Source organism: Paenibacillus nuruki, from assembly GCF_963311185.1.
Taxonomy (GTDB): Bacteria; Bacillota; Bacilli; order Paenibacillales; family Paenibacillaceae; genus Saccharibacillus; species Saccharibacillus nuruki.
Genome location: NZ_OY725677.1, coordinates 238,746 through 257,318, shown reverse-complemented (window position 1 = coordinate 257,318; position 18,573 = coordinate 238,746). Strand labels below are relative to the sequence as shown.

The following is an 18,573-nucleotide window of genomic DNA, read 5'->3' as shown; positions in this document are numbered from 1 at the left end:
GAATATAAATTCATTTAACAAGTCTTATACGAGGTTTATTTAATGAGTAAATCTCTTTAAATTCTAATTTATTTAAAAATGTTGCTGTGCTCAAATCATCAGTTGAATAGTTCAAATCAACATGGTGAACCTCAAGTATCTCTTCAATTACGGAAGGCTTTTCGAATGGTAAATCTAATTCTATTGGTTCTCTAGTTCTATAGCCTGCTTTGCTCATTTGAGTCCATAAATATCTTGATTGTCTTTCAGTAATTTTATTTAAATCAATAGCTTTTTTAAGTAAAGCGTTCATGGAAACTCTCCAGTAAGGTTTTAGAGCAGCTAATTTAGGTAAATTTATTCCAGTGAGTGAATGTGCAATTTCTTTAGTAGGAATCAAAAATTCAGAAGCAAATCTATCTGCTTGATTCTCAATATCTATATTTTCACTTGGAGGTTTACGATGCATAATTATATGTCCAAGTTCGTGACAAAGAGTAAATCTTATTCTATCCATAGTTCTATCATAATTAGTAAATATAAGAGGAGGTACTCCTGGATTATTCAAACAAATTGCATCAATATTAGCACCTTCAAAATCAAAAGGGATTACTATTGCTCCAGCGTCTTCTAATATGTCTACTACATTGCGTATCGGACCGTTTGGTATTCTTAAGCTTGCACGAGTAATTTGTGCTATTTTTTCTATATCATTATCATATTGTTCAGGATCAATATGGAATAGTGCAGGTTCATCAAGTTCTACAGATTTTAATAATGTCTGGATTTCCATTCTTCTCAACTCAAGACGAGCATAAACAGTACTCAATTTGCGTTGTGGTACAGCTTGTTTCTTTCTATGAAAAAATTCACTTATACCCACTCCATAAATTTTCTCATCTCTCTGAAAAAATTTATTCGGGTAATTTAAAGCATTAGAAATTTTATCTAACTCTTCTTGCGTTATAGCAATTAAACCATTCTCGATTTTTGAAAGTTTACCTTGAGAAAACCCTAACTTTTTAGCCAGTTCACTTTGACTAATTGTCCTTGACTCTCGCCCAAGTACAATCAACTGACTATTATAATTAACATTATTTATTAATTGCATTTTCATCACCAGCGTTAATAGATTTGTCTTTAGCTCGTACTCTTTTCTTTCTTGTTGAAGTTTCAGAAGCTGCAGGAAGAGGGAACAATGCTGGTTGTAAGTCTGTTGCTATTCCTTCGTCAGTAATATTCCAATCCCAAATATTTACTGATCCATATTTATAAGTAATAAATATTCTATCAACATTAGACTGTAAGTCATTCAATGTATAACCAGCAAAAAGTAAACCATCTGGAGGCATGTCATCTAAATCTAACTGTAAAGGATCCTGGTAATCATAAGCTATAGCTTGTTTAGTTGATATACCACTTGAATTAAGTTTTTCATCAAACTTTTTAAACCTAATAACAATAATACCTTCAATAATCAGCATATACAGGCCTTTACTCTTCTTAATCAAAACATTAGGTTGATTTTCAAAACGTTGTTTTATTTCTTCAATTATATTGTCATGACAAATCGAAGCTGCCGTACGAGATGAATGTTTATGTCTTATAGCTGCATAGTCTTCACCTATGTAATAGTCTTTCACACCTTTGTTTATTGCCTCCTTAACCTGAATAATATACGGATCAAGAATTTGCATTGCTTTACTTTTTAACAAAGGTTCCACTATAATCGCCTCCTTAGTAATTATACTATACTAACAATCTAATACTTTGTCAAAACGGACGTAAATTATTCCTATAAATATTTCTAAAACAAAAAAGATATATGTTTTTATTAATTAATTTTATACTTAGTTAGAAGAAAATTAGTAAACAACTATCTTTTTATTGATATTTTAAATTATAATAGCAATATTTTTCTCTAATATTTTTTAAAAATTTATTGACTATAAGACTCTAAAGTCCTCATACTACTTTAAATTCTACAATTAGTTGAAAGGCTAGTAATTTAATAAAATTTTTTATATTTAAAAAGAATTTTCACTTTTATATACATAAAAAAGAGCTACCATCGCATAATGATGGTAACTCTATCTTCTATTTACTTCATCCTCAATTCAGCGCCGCAAATGTCTCTACCAATGCCTCATTCACATCCACATGCGTATATCCCAAATCTCTTGCCACCGCCGCATACGTCATTCGACCCGCCGCTGTGTTCACTCCTAATTTCAAAGCAGGATTACTTTCCAGTGCTACTCTTAATCCTTGCTTCGCAATCTGTACAACATAAGGTAGCGTTGCATTGGTGAGTGCCATTGTCGATGTTCTTGGCACAGCACCCGGCATATTTGCTACAGCATAGTGTACAACACCATGCTTCACATAAGTCGGTTCGTTATGCGTCGTAATCCGATCAATCGTCTCCACAATGCCGCCCTGATCGATTGCTACGTCGACAATCACAGAGCTAGGCGACATGGATTGTACCATCGCTTCTGTTACCAATTTCGGTGCTTTTGCTCCAGGAATGAGTACTGCTCCAATCACTAGATCTGAAGCGGCTACCGCTTCTGCAATATTGTAAGGGTTGGAGATTAACGTCTGGATCGATGAGCCAAAGATATCTTCTAATTGACGCAATCGGTCTGGGTTCAAGTCCATAATGGTGACATCCGCTCCCAAGCCAATAGCCATTTTAGCAGCATTGGTTCCGACAACTCCACCACCAATAATCGTTACTTTTCCTTTTTTCACACCCGGTACACCACTGAGCAAGATACCTTTCCCTCCATGAGGGCTTTCAAGGAACTGTGCACCGATCTGACTTGCCATACGTCCAGCCACTTCGCTCATTGGCGTGAGTAATGGTAAGGTACGGTTCACTTCTACCGTCTCATAAGCAATCCCGATCACTTTGTGCTCAATTAGAGCAGTCGCCAGCTTCGGTTCTGCGGCGAGATGGAGATACGTGAATAGAATTAAGCCTTCACGAAAATAACCATATTCGGAGGGTAACGGTTCTTTCACCTTTAACACCATATCTGCGGTAGCCCACACTTGAGAAGCTTCGTCCAGCATCTGTGCTCCTGCTTGTTCGTAGACACTATCGGTAAATCCACTACCTGTGCCTGCTCCAGATTGAATATAGACCTCGTGCCCTGCTCCGCTCAATGTTGCTACACCCGCAGGGGTGATGGCTACCCGATTCTCGTTATTTTTAATTTCTTTCGGGACTCCAATTCTCATGCCAGTTCCTCCTTTAAGGTACGTGCTTGCTCTACCTCATCATTATAGGATAGATAAAATGTCATGTAATCGTCTAATTATCCAAATTTGAAGGTTTTGGTTTGTGTAAAAATACAAAAGATTATCTAAGATGTCATATAATCTAACTCGATCATTTTCAATACGCAAAAATACTAAAAACTTAATCAGAAATTTCACATGATAAGACAATCTTTATACTACATATATACCCTTATTGAGATTCTTCTAATAGCAAAAGCTTGATTTCCAAATATAAAGTTACTTTTTGCGCCATACTGTTCAGATCGATCTTGCCTACTTCAGCGATTCGTTTAAGTCGATAATTTAAGGTGTTGGTATGCACATGCAATTGTTGTGCGGCTAATTTGGCATCACTATTGTGATCTAAAAATACAGCTAATGTATGCAGTAAGTGACTATGATGCTCTTGATCATAAGCGGTTAGCGTATCCAGTGGCGAAGTATATGCTGGAAATTGCTCGGCTTCTTGCTTCATTGCATACAGATAACGGTAAAACCCTGCCTGCGGATAATATAAGATCGAAGATGTCTCAGGTAATCGGCGGTGTAACATCAATAGATGCTGTGCTTCGTTATAACTACGACTGATCTCTAGCAATGATTGCACCACACTACCTGCTCCATACTCAATAGAAGAATGTGGCAGTAAGGTATAGAGACGATCTATTAACGGAATAATCGTTTTTTCGACAGCAAGAACTGAAGGAGCTGTTTTGGCTGTACTACATAATAGAATCAATCGATGTTGTTCCCGTACATGAAGAACAATGCGTACAGCATGTTCGTTAGCGGCTTGAGATGCTTTTTCTAACCAATCGTTTATTGGCGCGCCATCCTCTTGTTCGATCATAAGAATGTATGAATACGCAGGCATTTGAATACCGACTTCACGGGCTTGGATGAGAGCTTCTTGTTCTGAAGTAAACCGACCTTTTAATAAACGATTGAAAAAGTCGATACTTTGTTTACGCTTTTGCATTTGAATCATTTTGGATGCGGCGAGGTTAGCACTATATTTTAATTGTTGGATTTGCTCGGGGGTAAACGAACCGTTATTTTCAAGCAACCAGATATAACCGATCACTTCATCATAGTGTCGGATTGCGATTGCCATTCGATTATTGAGACCCACCTGACTCATCCCCTGCACATGTACCGGTTCCCATGTGTCTAGTAGTTGTTGCATAGCTCCTGATTCGTACAAGGCTTGCACCACATCTGCTGGTACTTTGCGACCTACAATCGTAGCGATACGTGCAGGATCGGAATTAGGATCATGAGAACTATATGCCAGCAGGCGATGTTCTGCATCTTCTATCGTTACAGGGGTATCCATCACTTCGCTTATTTTTTCGACCAATGTTTGTAAATTATCAATATCCACTTCGTTGATTTTTGGGATCATAGTACACCACCTGTAGTCAGCAATTTTACCCGTTCGATACATGATAGGCTTTATTGAATATACTGTTTTTTTCTGGAATTTACAATTCTGGATAATTCAATTGACATTCAGTGCAAAAAAACCTGTTGCTCCTGATCCACCACATGAAGAGTAGCAGATCGAACAACAGGTTTTAGATAGAAATCATATCATTAGATGATTATTAATAATCGTGGAAGAAAGTTCGACATAAGATATTTTTCCTGACAAAAATCACTTTTTGATTATGTCAGAAGAAGTCTTGCTTATAGTGACAAGCACTGAATGTTAATCAAATTCGGCCTCAGCTTCAATATCTTTAAGCCATTTGCGATTTAGTGAACGGCGATAAAGCCAGACAGCCACTAAGCCTGCGATAAATGTAAGAATCATACGCACCGGATCGCCTGCGCTTGCAAGTGGTAACCACAGTAGAAGCGTGATCCATACTTGTGTCTGTGTGATCAATTTCACCGTTTCCAGACGTTGCGATTCAGGGGGAATCGGATAGATCGACAACCAGAGCGTATCGGTATGTTGCTTACGCAAACTGGTCATCTGCATACCTGCTAATAGAATAAATAGCAGATAGACAACAATCCCGAACCACGATTCACGAGTGATCAAAACAAATACCACACCGATAATCACAAAGCGGATTAAGATCGGTAATAATTCTCCGCGCACTAATGTTTTGGAAACGAGAAAACGGAATGATTTGGCAGGCACCCATGGTACTCGATTCCCGACAAAAGATAACCAGCGACGATGGCTGACTTTACGCTCCCCATTCGGTACATCGACAAACCAACCAAGTAGACGCATCACACCTGCGGCATGATTTTTTTCAGTCGCAATCAAACGTTCCCAGGGTACCGATGCTTTGCCAGGAATACGCAATAGCACGATATAGACGAGAGCGATCACGACGACTGCAATCAGTGCAGTCATTAGTGGCAACCAGAGAAATGCCGCCAGTAATCCGATAATCAACACATAACGCAATAGACGATAACCAACACGAGCAGCCGCTGTATTCATACGCAATTCTTGCCAGCTTCCATAACTACCGAGCAATTTGGCAATAATCAGCACAATCACAAGTAGACTTAACGACTTGGCATTCATGTCTGCTCGGACGTAGAACGGAAAAGCGACCAGTGCTAGAATCAACAACCAGATCGTTTTCCCAATCACACTACTACGCCATGCTGGAGCAAAGTATTCACGCATTCGCACTTCGAGTGGCAACATAAAGACAATATCTGCTGTCCGCATATACGTACGCACACTGCCATAAATCGCTAATGGTGTAAATAAAATCAGTAATATCCAGTGTACAGGCAGACCTTGAGGTACATTTTGCAAAAACGTGGTATACCATGCTGCAAATACAATGAGCAGAAAAAAAGTGACGATTGCGAGTCCGCTTTGCATCACATAGCGTAAATAAGGAAGCACTTCTCCCCAAAAAGCTTGTTGCCTCTGCTGACGTAACTTGAGCAGATCATTCATAATTACAGTCCATCCTGAACCAGATCATAGAAAATCTGTTCGAGTGGTACGTTCTGCTGACCCGTCTGCTCACGAATCTGCTCTAATGTCCCTTGAATAATCACTTTTCCTTTGTGCAACACAATAAATCGATCACAATAATTTTCGATGGTGGACAAAATATGTGAACTCAGCAAGATCGATGATCCACTTTCTTTGGTCTGTACCATAAAATCAAGCAATGAACGAATCCCCAGCGGATCAAGTCCTAGAAAAGGTTCATCAATCACATACAATGGAGGAGCCGCTACAAAAGCACACATAATCATGACTTTCTGCTTCATTCCTTTAGATAAATGCATCGACAGACTGTCTTCTTTGTCTCCCATATTAAACAACTTGATCAAATGAGCGGAACGTTCTTCATAATCCGCTTGGCTCACATTATACGCACGAGCGGTAAATTCAAGATGTTCACGCACCGTCATTTCTTCGTACAATTGCGGAGATTCCGGTACAAAAGCAAGTGAAGCACGGTACTGCTCGGTTTCTTTTGCCAGTGTAGAACCTTGAATCCGAATCTCACCTTGTTGCGGCGTCATCAATCCCAAAATATGCTTCATGGTTGTACTTTTTCCTGCACCATTCAGACCAATCAGTCCAATCATCTCACCGCGACCGACTTCAAAGCTGATATCATGCAGGACAGGCTTACCACGACTGTATCCACCACTCAGGTGATCCACGTTAAGTATAGCTACCTGTTCCATTATTGTTACCTCACTTTTCGTCTTGAGATGCAGCCCGTTTTTCTTTTAACCATTTCGGTGCACCTTTACTTTTGGTATCTACTTTTGGTTTACGTTTCTTTTTATCTGTTTTCGGATTCACTTTAGCCGCAGGTGGTGCTGTTCTCGGTTTAGGTGAACGCTCTGCCGGGCGAGCTGTTGGTGTACTACTGTTCATATTCGATTCTGTCGTCACAGGAGATTCCACCGATGAACGAGGTTCAGCAGATTTGGTTTCTTTTTTGACCGCTGGTGTAGACGTAGGACGAACAGAACGAGCTGCCGCCGCTTCTGCACGCGAAGCACGATACGATTCTTCACGTTCTTGTTGTTGCTCCAGTGTCAGTACAGCTCCACCTTTTAATACATGCTCTTGCAGATCAATATGAAGAGCATCGGCAAATTTACGCATAATAAACCGTTCACGTTCGGTAATAATCGAAGCAGCTACCCCTTGTTTACCCATACGTCCTGTACGTCCACTACGATGTACATAATGATCAGTGTCAAACGCAGGATCAAGACTAACGACCAGATTCAAGCCTTCAATATCCAATCCTCGCGCCGCTACATCTGAAGCGACAAGCACTTTGATTTTGCCTTCTCTAAATTGAGACAATACCGTACTACGAGTTACCTTGTTTGCATCTCCATACAATACGCGCGCAGATAGACCCAGATGGTTCAGCTTCGCTTCCACTTCTGCAATATCATTGGTATCGTTCACGAATACCAGTGAACGTGGAGAATTGTAATGGCGTAATACACGTCGTAGAATTTCTAACTTATCTCGTTCTTCAGCTACAAAATACACATGTTCAATCCCTGCGGATGTACGTGTATCTGGTTCGATACCGATTTCGAGCAAGTCATTCATTTCACGATTCGCTAGTGTCAAAATCTCTTCGTTCACTGTAGCGGATAAAAACACCAGTTGACGATCTTTGCGTGTACTGCGGATAATTTTCTTCACATCTCCGCCACCACCAAGTCCAATCACTTGATCGACTTCATCGACAATCAGTGTGTTCACGAGGTGCATTTTTAACTTGCGTAGATTGATTAATTCACTAATCCGTCCAGGTGTACCGACAACGATTTGCGGATGACGTTTGAGCTTCTCGATCTGGCGCTTCATTGCTGCTCCACCGATCAGACCCAGTGTCATAATGCCGTGTTCTGCTCCATAACGCTCACTTTCACGTACGATCTGCATTGCTAATTCTTGCGTAGGCGCTAAGATCATCGCTTGTAATTGCTTGCGCTCTGGATCGACCTGTTGTAACACAGGTAACAAATAAGCCAGTGTTTTACCACTACCTGTTTGCGATTGAGCGATAGCATCTTTTCCTTCAAGCAAATGAGGAATAGCCTCCGCTTGTACCGGAGACGGCTCCGTAATTCCATAACGTTCCAGCACATCGTTCAACCATTCATGGATGCCTAGTCCGAGAAAATTCACATTTGATTCCATACATTTCATCCTTTCAAGCCCTTGAATCATTTCATAAGTACAAACTATTCAACACTTGTTTATATTCTAAAACATTGTAAACAGACAGAGTACAACACTCTACTATTATATGCGAAAACAGAGAGGACACCAAATATAATCATAACGCACCAAAAACCGGTTCTATGCGAACCGGCTGGATCACTCTTTTTAGTGTAGAATGCCTTTATTTTCGATCAAACAAACGATATGTTAACCGATCAATAAATCGTGGGAAAAGTCCGTATATACGCATAGCAGGAATCGCTATTCGTGGTAAATCCAGTTCTTCTTTGCGCTTTTCCATCACTTTCACAATATCCCGAGAAACTTTATCTGTTGTCATCATAAATTGGCTCACATTTTTGACATAATCCCCTGAAGGATCTGCACGATCAAAAAAGGCTGTCGCAATCGGCCCTGGATTAATAGACGAAATTTTGATCTTCGTTTCTCTTAATTCTTGTCGCAAGGCATTGGTAAATCCGAACACCGCATGCTTAGTTGCTGTATACGAGGTCGATTTGGCTGTCGGGAATTTACCCGCCAGTGAAGCGATATTCACAATCTGTCCTGTACCTGCGGCTAACATATGAGGAAGCACGGCTTGTGTACAACGTACAATACCTAGATAATTGACATCGATCATCGTTTGGTAATCTTCGATCGGCATTTCAGCTATCGTTTTAAATTGTCCGTAGCCAGCGTTATTAAGCAAAATATCGATCTTACCGTATTGCTTGATGACTTGTGCGACTACACGCTTCACATCCTCATCTTGCTGAACATCCATTCGAATAATCTGATGCTCACCTTTCAATTGTCTGGATAACGTCTGAAGCTTATCTTCAGAACGTGCTGTCAGAATCGGAATCGCTCCTTTTTCGACTAATAATGAGGCAACTCCTGCACCTAGCCCGCTAGAAGCACCTGTGATAAGAACAACTTTATTCGCAAGTTTTACCATATTGTCGCAGTAAACATACTGCATTCCTCCCTTTTATCACCAACCCGAAATCTATAAATTACCAGTAACCTCTATACCCTCTGCTGACTGTAACCGTTCACTAATCCATGTATGAAATTGTTGCAAAAACAGCTGTAGTTCTTCCTCTTCTACATTCTGTTGTTGCAATTCTGCTAAGATATCCATCCATATTTCTTTACCAATAGGATTATCCCAACATGGATCGAATTGATTCATCGTTTCCATCGTGTATGGATGTATCATTGGAAATCGTTTGTCCAATAACGGACGAATATAATTAAAATCTTCATTATATATAAACAACATATCTTTGAATGAAATCTCTGTTTGATTTTCTTCCTTGTTAAAAGGGGATAAATGAAATCCTATATTTCTTTTGGGCCCTTGATAACGGTAGATCAGTACAGGTATCGAATTGTTCGCTTGCTTTGCCATGTTCCTCCTCCTGCATGTCTTGATGGTAAGACTTTACAAAATTCTTTTTCATTATACTTTGATCCGTCTGAACTGCCAAATCATCTAAAGATCTATTGATTTACTTATAGGAAATTATTTCCTAAACATCAAGAAAACATGTTATATTTTAGTCAGTTATTTGGCGATTATCTTAGTGATGGAAGATGTTGTGATAATACTGCCAAGCGCTGGATGGTAAGATATTTTGCTTGGCAAAAATCATTTTTGACTGTACTAGAAGAAGTCGCGCTTATACTGCCAAGCGCTGGATGTAAGATATTTTGCTTGGCAAAAATCACTTTTTGATTCAACTAGAAGAAGTCGCGCTTAGACTGCCAAGCGCTGAAGGTAAGATATTTTGCTTGGCAAAAATCATTTTTGACTGTACTAGAAGAAGTCGCGCTTATACTGCCAAGCGCTGGATGTAAGATATTTTGCTTGGCAAAAATCATTTTTGACTGTACTAGAAAAAGTCGCGCTTATACTGCCAAGCGCTGGATGCAAGATATTTTGCTTGGCAAAAATCACTTTTGATTGTACTAGAAGAAGTCGCGCTTATACTGCCAAGCGCTTAGGAGGGGTTATATATGTATTGTAATCATTGTGGGGCAAATCAGCCGGATCATGCTGTTTTTTGCAGTCAATGCGGAGCCAAGCTTCAGACGCAATCCGAATCCACAGTACCGAGTGAGCAGGAGATAGATAAAGAGCAGACTCCTGTCGATTATTTAGATCAACTTCGTTCTGATCAATCTTCAAATCATACCGATTCCGAACCTGCTCTTCCTATTGCTAATAAACCGATTCATCGCGCAGAACCTGCATCATCGACTGTATCTGTACCACCATCAGGATCACCACCCTATCGGTCTACTTCTCCAGCCCGTCATCTTACATGGATTATACCGACTGTACTTTTGCTGGGGATTGCAGGTACTTTATTTTGGTGGTATCAACATCAACAAGATATCAATATGCAAGTCACTCAATTGCATCAAGAAGCCAGTCAGCTGGCATTGAGAGGGCAATATGAACCAGCTCTTGCCAAAATCACGCAAGCGACTACATTACGACCCACCTATGCTGTATTAACAAAAGATCAGACTATGATTGAGACAGCGAATCGTATTCATACTAAATTGGAAACGGTCTCTTCTAATCTTAAACAAAATCAACTTCAACCTGCTGAGAAATCATTAATCACTTTGCAAAAAGCGTTAGATACTCGTAAAGAATCTATATTTGAGCAAGAAAAAACACTAGCTAATCGCAATCAAGATTTGTTAGCTGTCCTCAAAGTGAAAAAAGAATTGGATCAATTAGATACGATTGATGCGCTGGCATACAAGCTAGACGAAGTGGATCGACTGAACAATCAAGAAGCCAAAGAAGTACATCAACTGATTATTAACAAAATCATCACGATCAGTATGAAAAATGCTGAAAAACTTCTCCAACAGAATGATTTTAGTCAAGCGACAGCAGCCGTCAAAGCAGGGCTACAATATTCTAGCAAAGACGAAAAATTGTTATCTTTACAAAAACGTATCACTTCTGAAAAAAAAGCTTTTGAACTGGCTGAAAAACAGCGTATTGAACGAGCGATTCAACAAGCAGAAGAAGAAGATTTGAAAAACCGAACAGCCGGCGTAGAATTATTGAATGTAGATACACAACTGAATGAATACGGTGATATTGAAATCTATGGCGAAGTTAAAAATGTAGCCACCAAACCGATCTATTCAATCACTGTCTATTATTCCGGTTATGATGCGGCAGGCAATTATCTATTCTCTTCTTCAGCCTCAGTAGAACCTTACGATCTAGAACCCGGTGCAACCGGATCTTACAGTGCTTATGAATATGATTGGTATGAAGAAGTAACTGTGCAGATTGATAATATAACATGGTATCTGGAATAAGGAGGAGCCTATATGAATAAAGCATGGATATTTAGCAGTATTGCCAGTGTCGTGATTATAGCAGCAGGTATAGGTTCCTTCTCGTATATCAATCGTACAGTGCCTACTCAATTACCGAATAAGCCTTTGTTAGCAAGTACGACTGCCCAAACAGCCAGTCAAACAAACACAGGCACTTCGACACTGAAAGATGTTATTTTTAACACTCAGAAAAAAGTAGTGATGATTGAATTGGAAGATGGATCACTAGGATCAGGATTTCTGTATAACGATCAGGGAGATGTTATTACTAATGCGCATGTCGTGGCAGGGGCACTGAATGTTAAAGTCAAAACAGCAGATGCTCGCACCCTAACAGGCAAAGTGATTGGTATCGGAACAGATACGGATATTGCAGTGGTTCGTGTACCAGAACTGGTAGGCACTGAACCTTTAAAGTTAGCTCAAAAAGGTTCGGCGGATGTAGGCGATAATGTACTGGCACTGGGTAGCCCGCTTGGCTTACAAAATACGATCACTACAGGCATTATTAGCGGAGTTGGACGTGACTTTACGATCGATCCTTATGTGTATACCAATCTGTATCAAATCTCTGCACCTATCGCTCCCGGTAATAGCGGAGGTCCACTGATTCATGCAGACACCGGTGAAGTGCTGGGTATCAACTCAGCGATGGCAAGTGAATCCAATACGATTGGATTTAGTATTCCAGTAGCCGAGATCCAAAAAACTGTACAAAACTGGTCTAAAACCCCAATGAAAGATGTACCAACTACTTCTGCATCTTCTGAAAATGTCGATGATGAGATGCCTTCTGTCCAAGATGAAGCGCAGTATATAGTCAGTTACTTTTATGAAAGTCTAAGTATGCAAGATTATGTAACTGCCTACTCTTTACTCGGCAGTCGCTGGCAAAGTAATCTATCTTATGCTGATTTTCGGCAAGGATATATCAATACAGGGGCTGTCTCTATTGATTCGATTATTGCCACCAAAGACGGAGAACAGGTGAAAGTCACTGTAGAGATCACCGCCGAAGAGCGCAAAGATTCTGGTACTGTCTACAGTTCTTATAAGCTCCATTATATTTTGGCATATGAGAATGATATTTTGAAAATATTAAGTGGTGAAGGTAAAAAAGTGAGCTCTTAACGCTATGTAGCCTATGTTATCCGTTGTTGCACCTTTTTATACTCTCATACCAAAAAACCTCTTTAACCATAGTGACTATGGTCAAAGAGGTTTTTTGATTCTCTTGTAAAGATAAGAGATCGTACTTGAATAGCTTCCCGATTAAGAGATCATTACTTGAATATCGAGTTCTCCGATTCCATCCATTAACAAAGGAATTGTTAATGCTTTGGTGGACACAAATCCAGTCATGGCACTAGTCTTCATTACCTTTGGAGGTGTAATGTCTACTGTAACGCCTTGATTAGACAAAATGGTACTTGCATTACCACTAATCATATTACCTAACTCTGAAATAGCACTTTGGCTCATCTCATCCATTTCTGTAATGACAAAGCCGCCCATCATTGCTGAAACCATACGTAACGCTACAGCTTCTTCAATTCCGAACATAATATCACCACTCATTTGCCCGGTCATTCCGATTTGAATCCAGATATAACCGTCTACTAGTTCCATATCCTTGATACCAAGGCTTCCTGTAGAAGGAGCCACTTGTACTACTTGTCCAATGACGAGTCGAGCAGCTTCCAAAAATGGATTGATTACTTCCGCTTTCATAATTCGTTTACTCCCCTTTACAATTGGGTTCATATTTAAATACAACTTTTGACCTATGATGTTAATGGATATTATACCTTATAACCTAGTTCAAATCATCTAGAATCATTGCTGTATATTCCATTTTTTAAGTTTTTTTGTAAATCTACTACTAATAATCTTATGAATCGACATTTTCTAGTAAATTTGTTGCTCTTTTTTTATGGATCTTAGGTCTTTTTAACTGTCTTTATCTATTATCGGTCGCAAGCACTGATTTATGTACATTTTATATGAATAGATTTTAAACATTTCTTAGTACATTGATGCTTTTTGTGTAATCCCCTATAATTTAAAATAGGTATCGATTGTTGAATACTTCATCGGTTAGGCAAGTATTTAACAATTTGGCATACATAAGGAGGAACTCATGAATATCAGTCAATTGGAAACCTTATTGACCATTTCGAGGACAATGAGCTTCCGTAAAGCAGGAGAACTACTTAATCTGACTCAACCTGCGGTATCTGCTCAGATCAAAAGTCTGGAAGATGAATTCAAAACGGTACTGGTCGATCGTAACCAACCGGTTACATTAACCGATCAGGGTGTTGTTTTTTTAGAGCATGCTGAACAAATGTTAGCGATTGTTGAACAATTAAAACAGCGGTTATCTGACTTGGATGAGACTCCGCAAGGGCGGATTACGCTTGGCACTCCAACTTCGATTGCAATTCAAATTTTACCGAGAGTGCTTTCGTATTTTCAGGATCAATTTCCACTGATTCAGACGATGATTCATTCGATGTCTTCTTCCCAGGTTTATCATAGTGTGGAAAATGGTCTGGTTGATGTAGGTATCAGCTACCTGATCGAACGCAATCCGAATTTGAATACTTCGATTTTGTATTATGATATGTTTGAGTTAGTCGTTTCTCCACAGCATCCTTTAGCTCGTAGTAAAAAAGCACATATTCAAGATCTACAACAGTTACCTCTTATTATGTTATCTCCAGATACGGTAGGTCGCCGATTTGTAGATGAAGTATTCAAAGAACATGGGATTGAACCTCAGATTGTGATGGAGCTGTCTAGTAGTGAAGAAGTAAAACGGATGGTTGAGATTGATCTTGGTGTCGCGATTATCTCCAGACAATCAATTACCAGTGAATTGCGTCATGGTACACTGGTGATGATTCCAATGCCAGAATTCGAGGTAAGTCATCCTGTAGGTCTAATTTATAAATCAGGTCGATATTTGAACTCAGCCATGCGTCAATTTCTAGATGATCTCAAAGGCATGCCAGCCGATCAATTTATCAGTACAGAGTAAGATATTTTGCTTTGCAAAAATCATTTTTGATTCACTATACGAAATTGCGCTTATACTGCCAAGCGCATAAGGAGCGATTTTTATGAAATTTGATCTTCATACCCACCATTATCGTTGTGGACATGCGGATGGCGATATCCGTGATTATATTGAAGCTGCGATTGCTGCGGATATTCAGGTGATCGGAATTTCAGATCATACCCCTTTTTTCGGCAGTGACAAAGAACAAGCTTTCCCGCAGACTGCTATGGGCAAAAGCGAGCTTCAACATTATGTAAAAGAAGTATTGGATCTCAAAAAAGAATACGAAGGCAAAATTGATGTGTTATTAGGAATCGAATCCGATTATTTCCCTGATTATGCTAAATTATATCAAGACATTTTGTCTCAGTATCCTTTTGATTACATTATCGGTTCGGTTCATTATAGTAGTGGTTATAGTATTTTCGATCGTTCTCGTTGGAAAGGCATGAATTCCGCCGATCAGATTGCGACCAAAGAAGAATACTTCCGAATGATCGCTGAATCTGCACGTAGTGGCATGTTCCAGATTCTTGGACATATCGATGCAATGAAAAGCAATTATCCTGACTTTACTCAAATTGAAGCTCCACAAGCGATCGACCGTACATTACAAGTGATTGCCGAATGCGGTGTAGCGATTGAAGTGAATACCTCCGGGAAGATCAAAGTCTGTGGACTCTGGCATCCTGTTGATGAAATTCTAGAGCGTGCTCATCATTTTGGCGTCGATATTTCATTTGGCTCTGATTCGCATATCCCTCAGCGTGTGGGTGATGATATTGATAAAGTCGCTCAAAAATTGCGTGAGATTGGCTTTACTGAATGGGTTTATTATAAGCAAAAGCAACGTCATGCTGTAGCGCTTTAAATATTTTCAATTCATTTTTATAGCCATTTTTGATTATCTTTTTTAAACAGGGAATGTATAGATATTAAATGATAACTGTACATGTCCGATAGATTTTCAACTTACTCCAATCTTTTGCTATATGCCGCTTAGCCGTACAAGTAGTATATCCAGTATAAAGATTGGAGTTTTTGTTATGTATTTCTTTAGTTTTTGTTTTTATTCGGCGGGATAATAATATAAAAGCGCAAAAAAAGAGACCTGCACTCACGCAGGTCCATCATATATTCAAAAAGGGGGTCTTGAGAACAATCTTACCTTTTCTCTATTGAGATTGAGTTGCAACACGATTGCAGTTGTATAACAAAATCTTACTCTTTATGTACAACACGTTCTCGATTGACCAATATAATACCGCTTGCTACTAAGATTAGAGCAAGCGCCGCCCAGATCGATAACTTTTCATCTAACCAGAGAGCCGATAACACCACTCCAAATAATGGCGTTAAAAATAGATACATCGACACTTTGCCTACTTTATTGTATTTCATCACTGTATTCCAGAGAGCGAATGCTCCAGCAGAGAGTACGACAAGGTATAGAAGCATCCCTACAGCCGCTAGATCCCAGTGGAAAGGAAAAGGATGTCCTGTTAAGGAACCGATGACAACCAAGCCTAGACCACCCCAGAACATCTGACGACCGGTAAGACTCAGTACAGGTTCAATCCCTGCTTCACGGCGTGCTAGCACATTCCCCCAGCCTCCCGTCAGGGCAGATAATAACATCAGCAGTTCACCCAGTCCAAAGCCAAAATGTACATTGCCTCCACTTTGCCCAAAGCCCATGACCGCAATCCCTGTAAATCCTAGCAACAACCCGAACCATTTGCGCATCGATAATCGTTCGGTCTGATCAATCCAACGAATCGATAACATTTGAAATAGCGATACAGAGCCAGCAATAATCGACATCGTCATGCCTGATCCCAAGCCAAGTGCTGCATATACAAAAATATACTGTAATAATGTCTGAAACATTGACAGGCTGATTAATCGCTTAGCCGGAATATGAGGAATCGGTTGCCCTTTAGGATTTAAGATTTTGGCTAATACCATCAATAATAGCCCTGCCAGTGTAAAGCGATATCCTGCAAATAACCATTGCGCAAAAATATCATGACTTTGTATCCCCAGATGAGCATAGCTTAACTTGATAAAAGGCAGTGCACTCCCCCACAAAATGGTAGCGATCAGTGAACTGCTCCAAATACCAAGCGGACGGGTGAACCACTGTTGTCCGTTCATGAAGAGGAAGCGCCTCCGCTTCTTTCCTGACTGTGTGTATGAGAAGCGGCACGTTCTTTGCGCAACAAGTATTCCGTATGAGCGATAGAATAAATCATAATGCCCATCTCTTCCCAGTAGCTCTGAATCCCTGCATTAGAAGATGGTTGTTGTGGACGCATTCCATTTTTCTCAAGCACCCGTTGAGACAGAGCATTGTCTGCATGACAACGCCCCACAATATGCGATAGGCCCATATCTTCAAAGCCAAAATCAACCATGCGACTGGACGCTTCAGCAGCATAGCCTCTTCCCCAATGACTACGACAAAGAGCAAAACCGATCTCTGCCCGTGCTGCCCGTTCATCCCATCGTTGAAAAGAACACACGCCATATAAAGTACCATCGTCTTTGGATGTGATTGCAAAATGCATAGAGCTCAGACTGCGAAAAGCTTCTTCTACTCTGCGTCCCAGACGATCTGGCTGTAATGACTGATATTCCTTACTCTCTTTCGCTCCGTACAAATATTTCATCACTTGTGGATCACTGGCACATTCCCACCAGATCTCCACATCCTGTGCAGTTAGACGGCGTAATTTGAGTCGATCTGTATACAGATCAGGAAAGCCCTTTTTCAAATCCTGTTTACTCAACATCGCCATTCCTCCTATATTTAGTCTTGCTGCATCGCACGGTATACGCCGGTGCGTAGTTCTTTGATATAGTAATCCAGTGCTGGAATATTCGCATCACGGGCATCTTGTACCGCTTGTTCGATATCATACGGCACACGAGCAAATTGTAACGAATAAGGAGCTATCTCTTCCGATAAATATTCCCCTTCTAGAATCGCATAAGAAGCTGCGGGTATATCTAGTGGATTCCCTACACTCCCTGTATTAAATAATAGTCGACCTTCTAGATGTTGCATATATGCATTATGGATATCTCCATAGCCTACGATATCGGGAATAATGGATTCTTGCGTCGTTGGATTCACTACAGGTGCAAACATACCTAAACGGCGTTCTAGATCATCCCATGGTTGCACACGATGAAATACATTTTCAGGGGATGCATGGACTAGCGATACCCATCGTCCACTTAGTAAAAATTCATGGCGAAATGGTAATTCTTCCAAATACTTGACTCGCTCCGGTCCCAATTGCTGAGCTTGCCAGCCAAATAATTCATCATCACCGCTCATCCGAGCAACAAGCTCTTCCCAATTGCCACGAATAATCACTTCACAACGTTGCGCAACTTCATCCGTAATTTTGACAGCATCAGGTCCTTTACCCACTAGATCGCCAAGACAAAAAATACGCTTAATCCCTCTTTGATCAATATCCGCTAATACCGCCTGCCATGCTGGATAATTACCATGAATATCAGACACCAAAGCAATACGTTCCATCCTTCATTCCTCCTAGCGCTTGGCATGATAAGCGCGACTTCTTCTACTTCAATCCATCATGTAGTTCAATCTATCGTGATTTTTGCTTGCAAAATATCT

General features: G+C 40.1%; 17 protein-coding genes. 4 read left to right on the top strand and 13 right to left on the bottom strand.

Going from position 1 to position 18,573, the window contains the following annotated elements:
• Positions 1 to 10: 10 nt before the first annotated feature.
• From RCP16_RS01320 to RCP16_RS01280, 9 genes are all read right to left on the bottom strand, one after another.
• The gene (locus tag RCP16_RS01320) at positions 11 to 1,096 is read right to left on the bottom strand and encodes an XRE family transcriptional regulator (protein WP_308641473.1); all 1,086 of its coding nucleotides are present in this window, start codon (positions 1,094 to 1,096) and stop codon (positions 11 to 13) included.
• Positions 1,074 to 1,703 carry a hypothetical protein gene (locus tag RCP16_RS01315; protein ID WP_308641472.1) on the bottom strand — a complete coding sequence of 210 codons (630 nt, stop codon included), beginning with the start codon at positions 1,701 to 1,703 and terminating at the stop codon, positions 1,074 to 1,076. Before RCP16_RS01315 ends, RCP16_RS01320 begins: the two co-directional genes overlap by 23 nt.
• A gap of 388 nt (positions 1,704 to 2,091) precedes the next feature.
• Entirely contained in the window at positions 2,092 to 3,228 is a 1,137-nt protein-coding gene (ald, locus tag RCP16_RS01310) for an alanine dehydrogenase (RefSeq protein ID WP_308641471.1), read from the bottom strand.
• Between the two features lie 232 nt (positions 3,229 to 3,460).
• Positions 3,461 to 4,675, bottom strand: a complete 1,215-nt coding sequence (locus RCP16_RS01305) for a PucR family transcriptional regulator (RefSeq protein WP_308641470.1) — start codon at positions 4,673 to 4,675, stop codon at positions 3,461 to 3,463.
• Positions 4,676 to 4,981: 306 nt separating this feature from the next.
• Positions 4,982 to 6,208 (bottom strand): ABC transporter permease, encoded by a 1,227-nt coding sequence (locus tag RCP16_RS01300; protein WP_308641469.1) that lies wholly within the window; start codon positions 6,206 to 6,208, stop codon positions 4,982 to 4,984.
• A gap of 2 nt (positions 6,209 to 6,210) precedes the next feature.
• Positions 6,211 to 6,957: an ABC transporter ATP-binding protein gene (locus RCP16_RS01295; protein WP_069326259.1), complete on the bottom strand. Its 747-nt coding sequence runs from the start codon at positions 6,955 to 6,957 to the stop codon at positions 6,211 to 6,213.
• Positions 6,958 to 6,967: 10 nt separating this feature from the next.
• Positions 6,968 to 8,449: a DEAD/DEAH box helicase gene (locus RCP16_RS01290; protein ID WP_069326258.1), complete on the bottom strand. Its 1,482-nt coding sequence runs from the start codon at positions 8,447 to 8,449 to the stop codon at positions 6,968 to 6,970.
• A 205-nt stretch (positions 8,450 to 8,654) separates the two neighbouring features.
• Positions 8,655 to 9,434 (bottom strand): SDR family NAD(P)-dependent oxidoreductase, encoded by a 780-nt coding sequence (locus RCP16_RS01285; protein WP_069326257.1) that lies wholly within the window; start codon positions 9,432 to 9,434, stop codon positions 8,655 to 8,657.
• 51 nt (positions 9,435 to 9,485) lie between these two features.
• Positions 9,486 to 9,890: a hypothetical protein gene (locus RCP16_RS01280; RefSeq protein ID WP_308641468.1), complete on the bottom strand. Its 405-nt coding sequence runs from the start codon at positions 9,888 to 9,890 to the stop codon at positions 9,486 to 9,488.
• A gap of 608 nt (positions 9,891 to 10,498) precedes the next feature.
• On the opposite strand from RCP16_RS01280, the gene RCP16_RS01275 reads away from it, so the two are divergent.
• On the top strand, positions 10,499 to 11,833 hold the full coding sequence (locus RCP16_RS01275; protein WP_308641467.1) for an FxLYD domain-containing protein: 1,335 nt from the start codon (positions 10,499 to 10,501) through the stop codon (positions 11,831 to 11,833).
• Between the two features lie 12 nt (positions 11,834 to 11,845).
• A complete protein-coding gene (locus RCP16_RS01270; protein WP_308641466.1) occupies positions 11,846 to 12,985 on the top strand; it encodes a S1C family serine protease in 1,140 nt (379 codons plus the stop codon).
• 141 nt (positions 12,986 to 13,126) lie between these two features.
• Here the strand turns inward: RCP16_RS01270 and RCP16_RS01265 are convergent, their stop codons facing one another.
• Positions 13,127 to 13,585, bottom strand: a complete 459-nt coding sequence (locus tag RCP16_RS01265; RefSeq protein WP_069326253.1) for a chemotaxis protein CheX — start codon at positions 13,583 to 13,585, stop codon at positions 13,127 to 13,129.
• Between the two features lie 409 nt (positions 13,586 to 13,994).
• On the opposite strand from RCP16_RS01265, the gene RCP16_RS01260 reads away from it, so the two are divergent.
• A complete protein-coding gene (locus tag RCP16_RS01260) occupies positions 13,995 to 14,897 on the top strand; it encodes a LysR family transcriptional regulator (protein WP_308641465.1) in 903 nt (300 codons plus the stop codon).
• An 82-nt stretch (positions 14,898 to 14,979) separates the two neighbouring features.
• Entirely contained in the window at positions 14,980 to 15,789 is an 810-nt protein-coding gene (locus tag RCP16_RS01255) for a histidinol-phosphatase (RefSeq protein WP_308641464.1), read from the top strand.
• 350 nt (positions 15,790 to 16,139) lie between these two features.
• Here RCP16_RS01255 and RCP16_RS01250 read toward each other — a convergent pair whose 3' ends face one another.
• From RCP16_RS01250 to RCP16_RS01240, 3 genes are read right to left on the bottom strand one after another with little or no spacing between them, the layout of a single operon-like run.
• A complete protein-coding gene (locus RCP16_RS01250; RefSeq protein ID WP_273592377.1) occupies positions 16,140 to 17,075 on the bottom strand; it encodes a DMT family transporter in 936 nt (311 codons plus the stop codon).
• The gene (locus tag RCP16_RS01245) at positions 17,072 to 17,713 is read right to left on the bottom strand and encodes a GNAT family N-acetyltransferase (RefSeq protein ID WP_069326249.1); all 642 of its coding nucleotides are present in this window, start codon (positions 17,711 to 17,713) and stop codon (positions 17,072 to 17,074) included. The genes RCP16_RS01250 and RCP16_RS01245 overlap by 4 nt, the downstream gene beginning before the upstream one ends.
• 17 nt (positions 17,714 to 17,730) lie before the next feature.
• Entirely contained in the window at positions 17,731 to 18,474 is a 744-nt protein-coding gene (locus tag RCP16_RS01240) for a metallophosphoesterase family protein (protein ID WP_069326248.1), read from the bottom strand.
• Between the last annotated feature and the right edge of the window lie 99 nt (positions 18,475 to 18,573).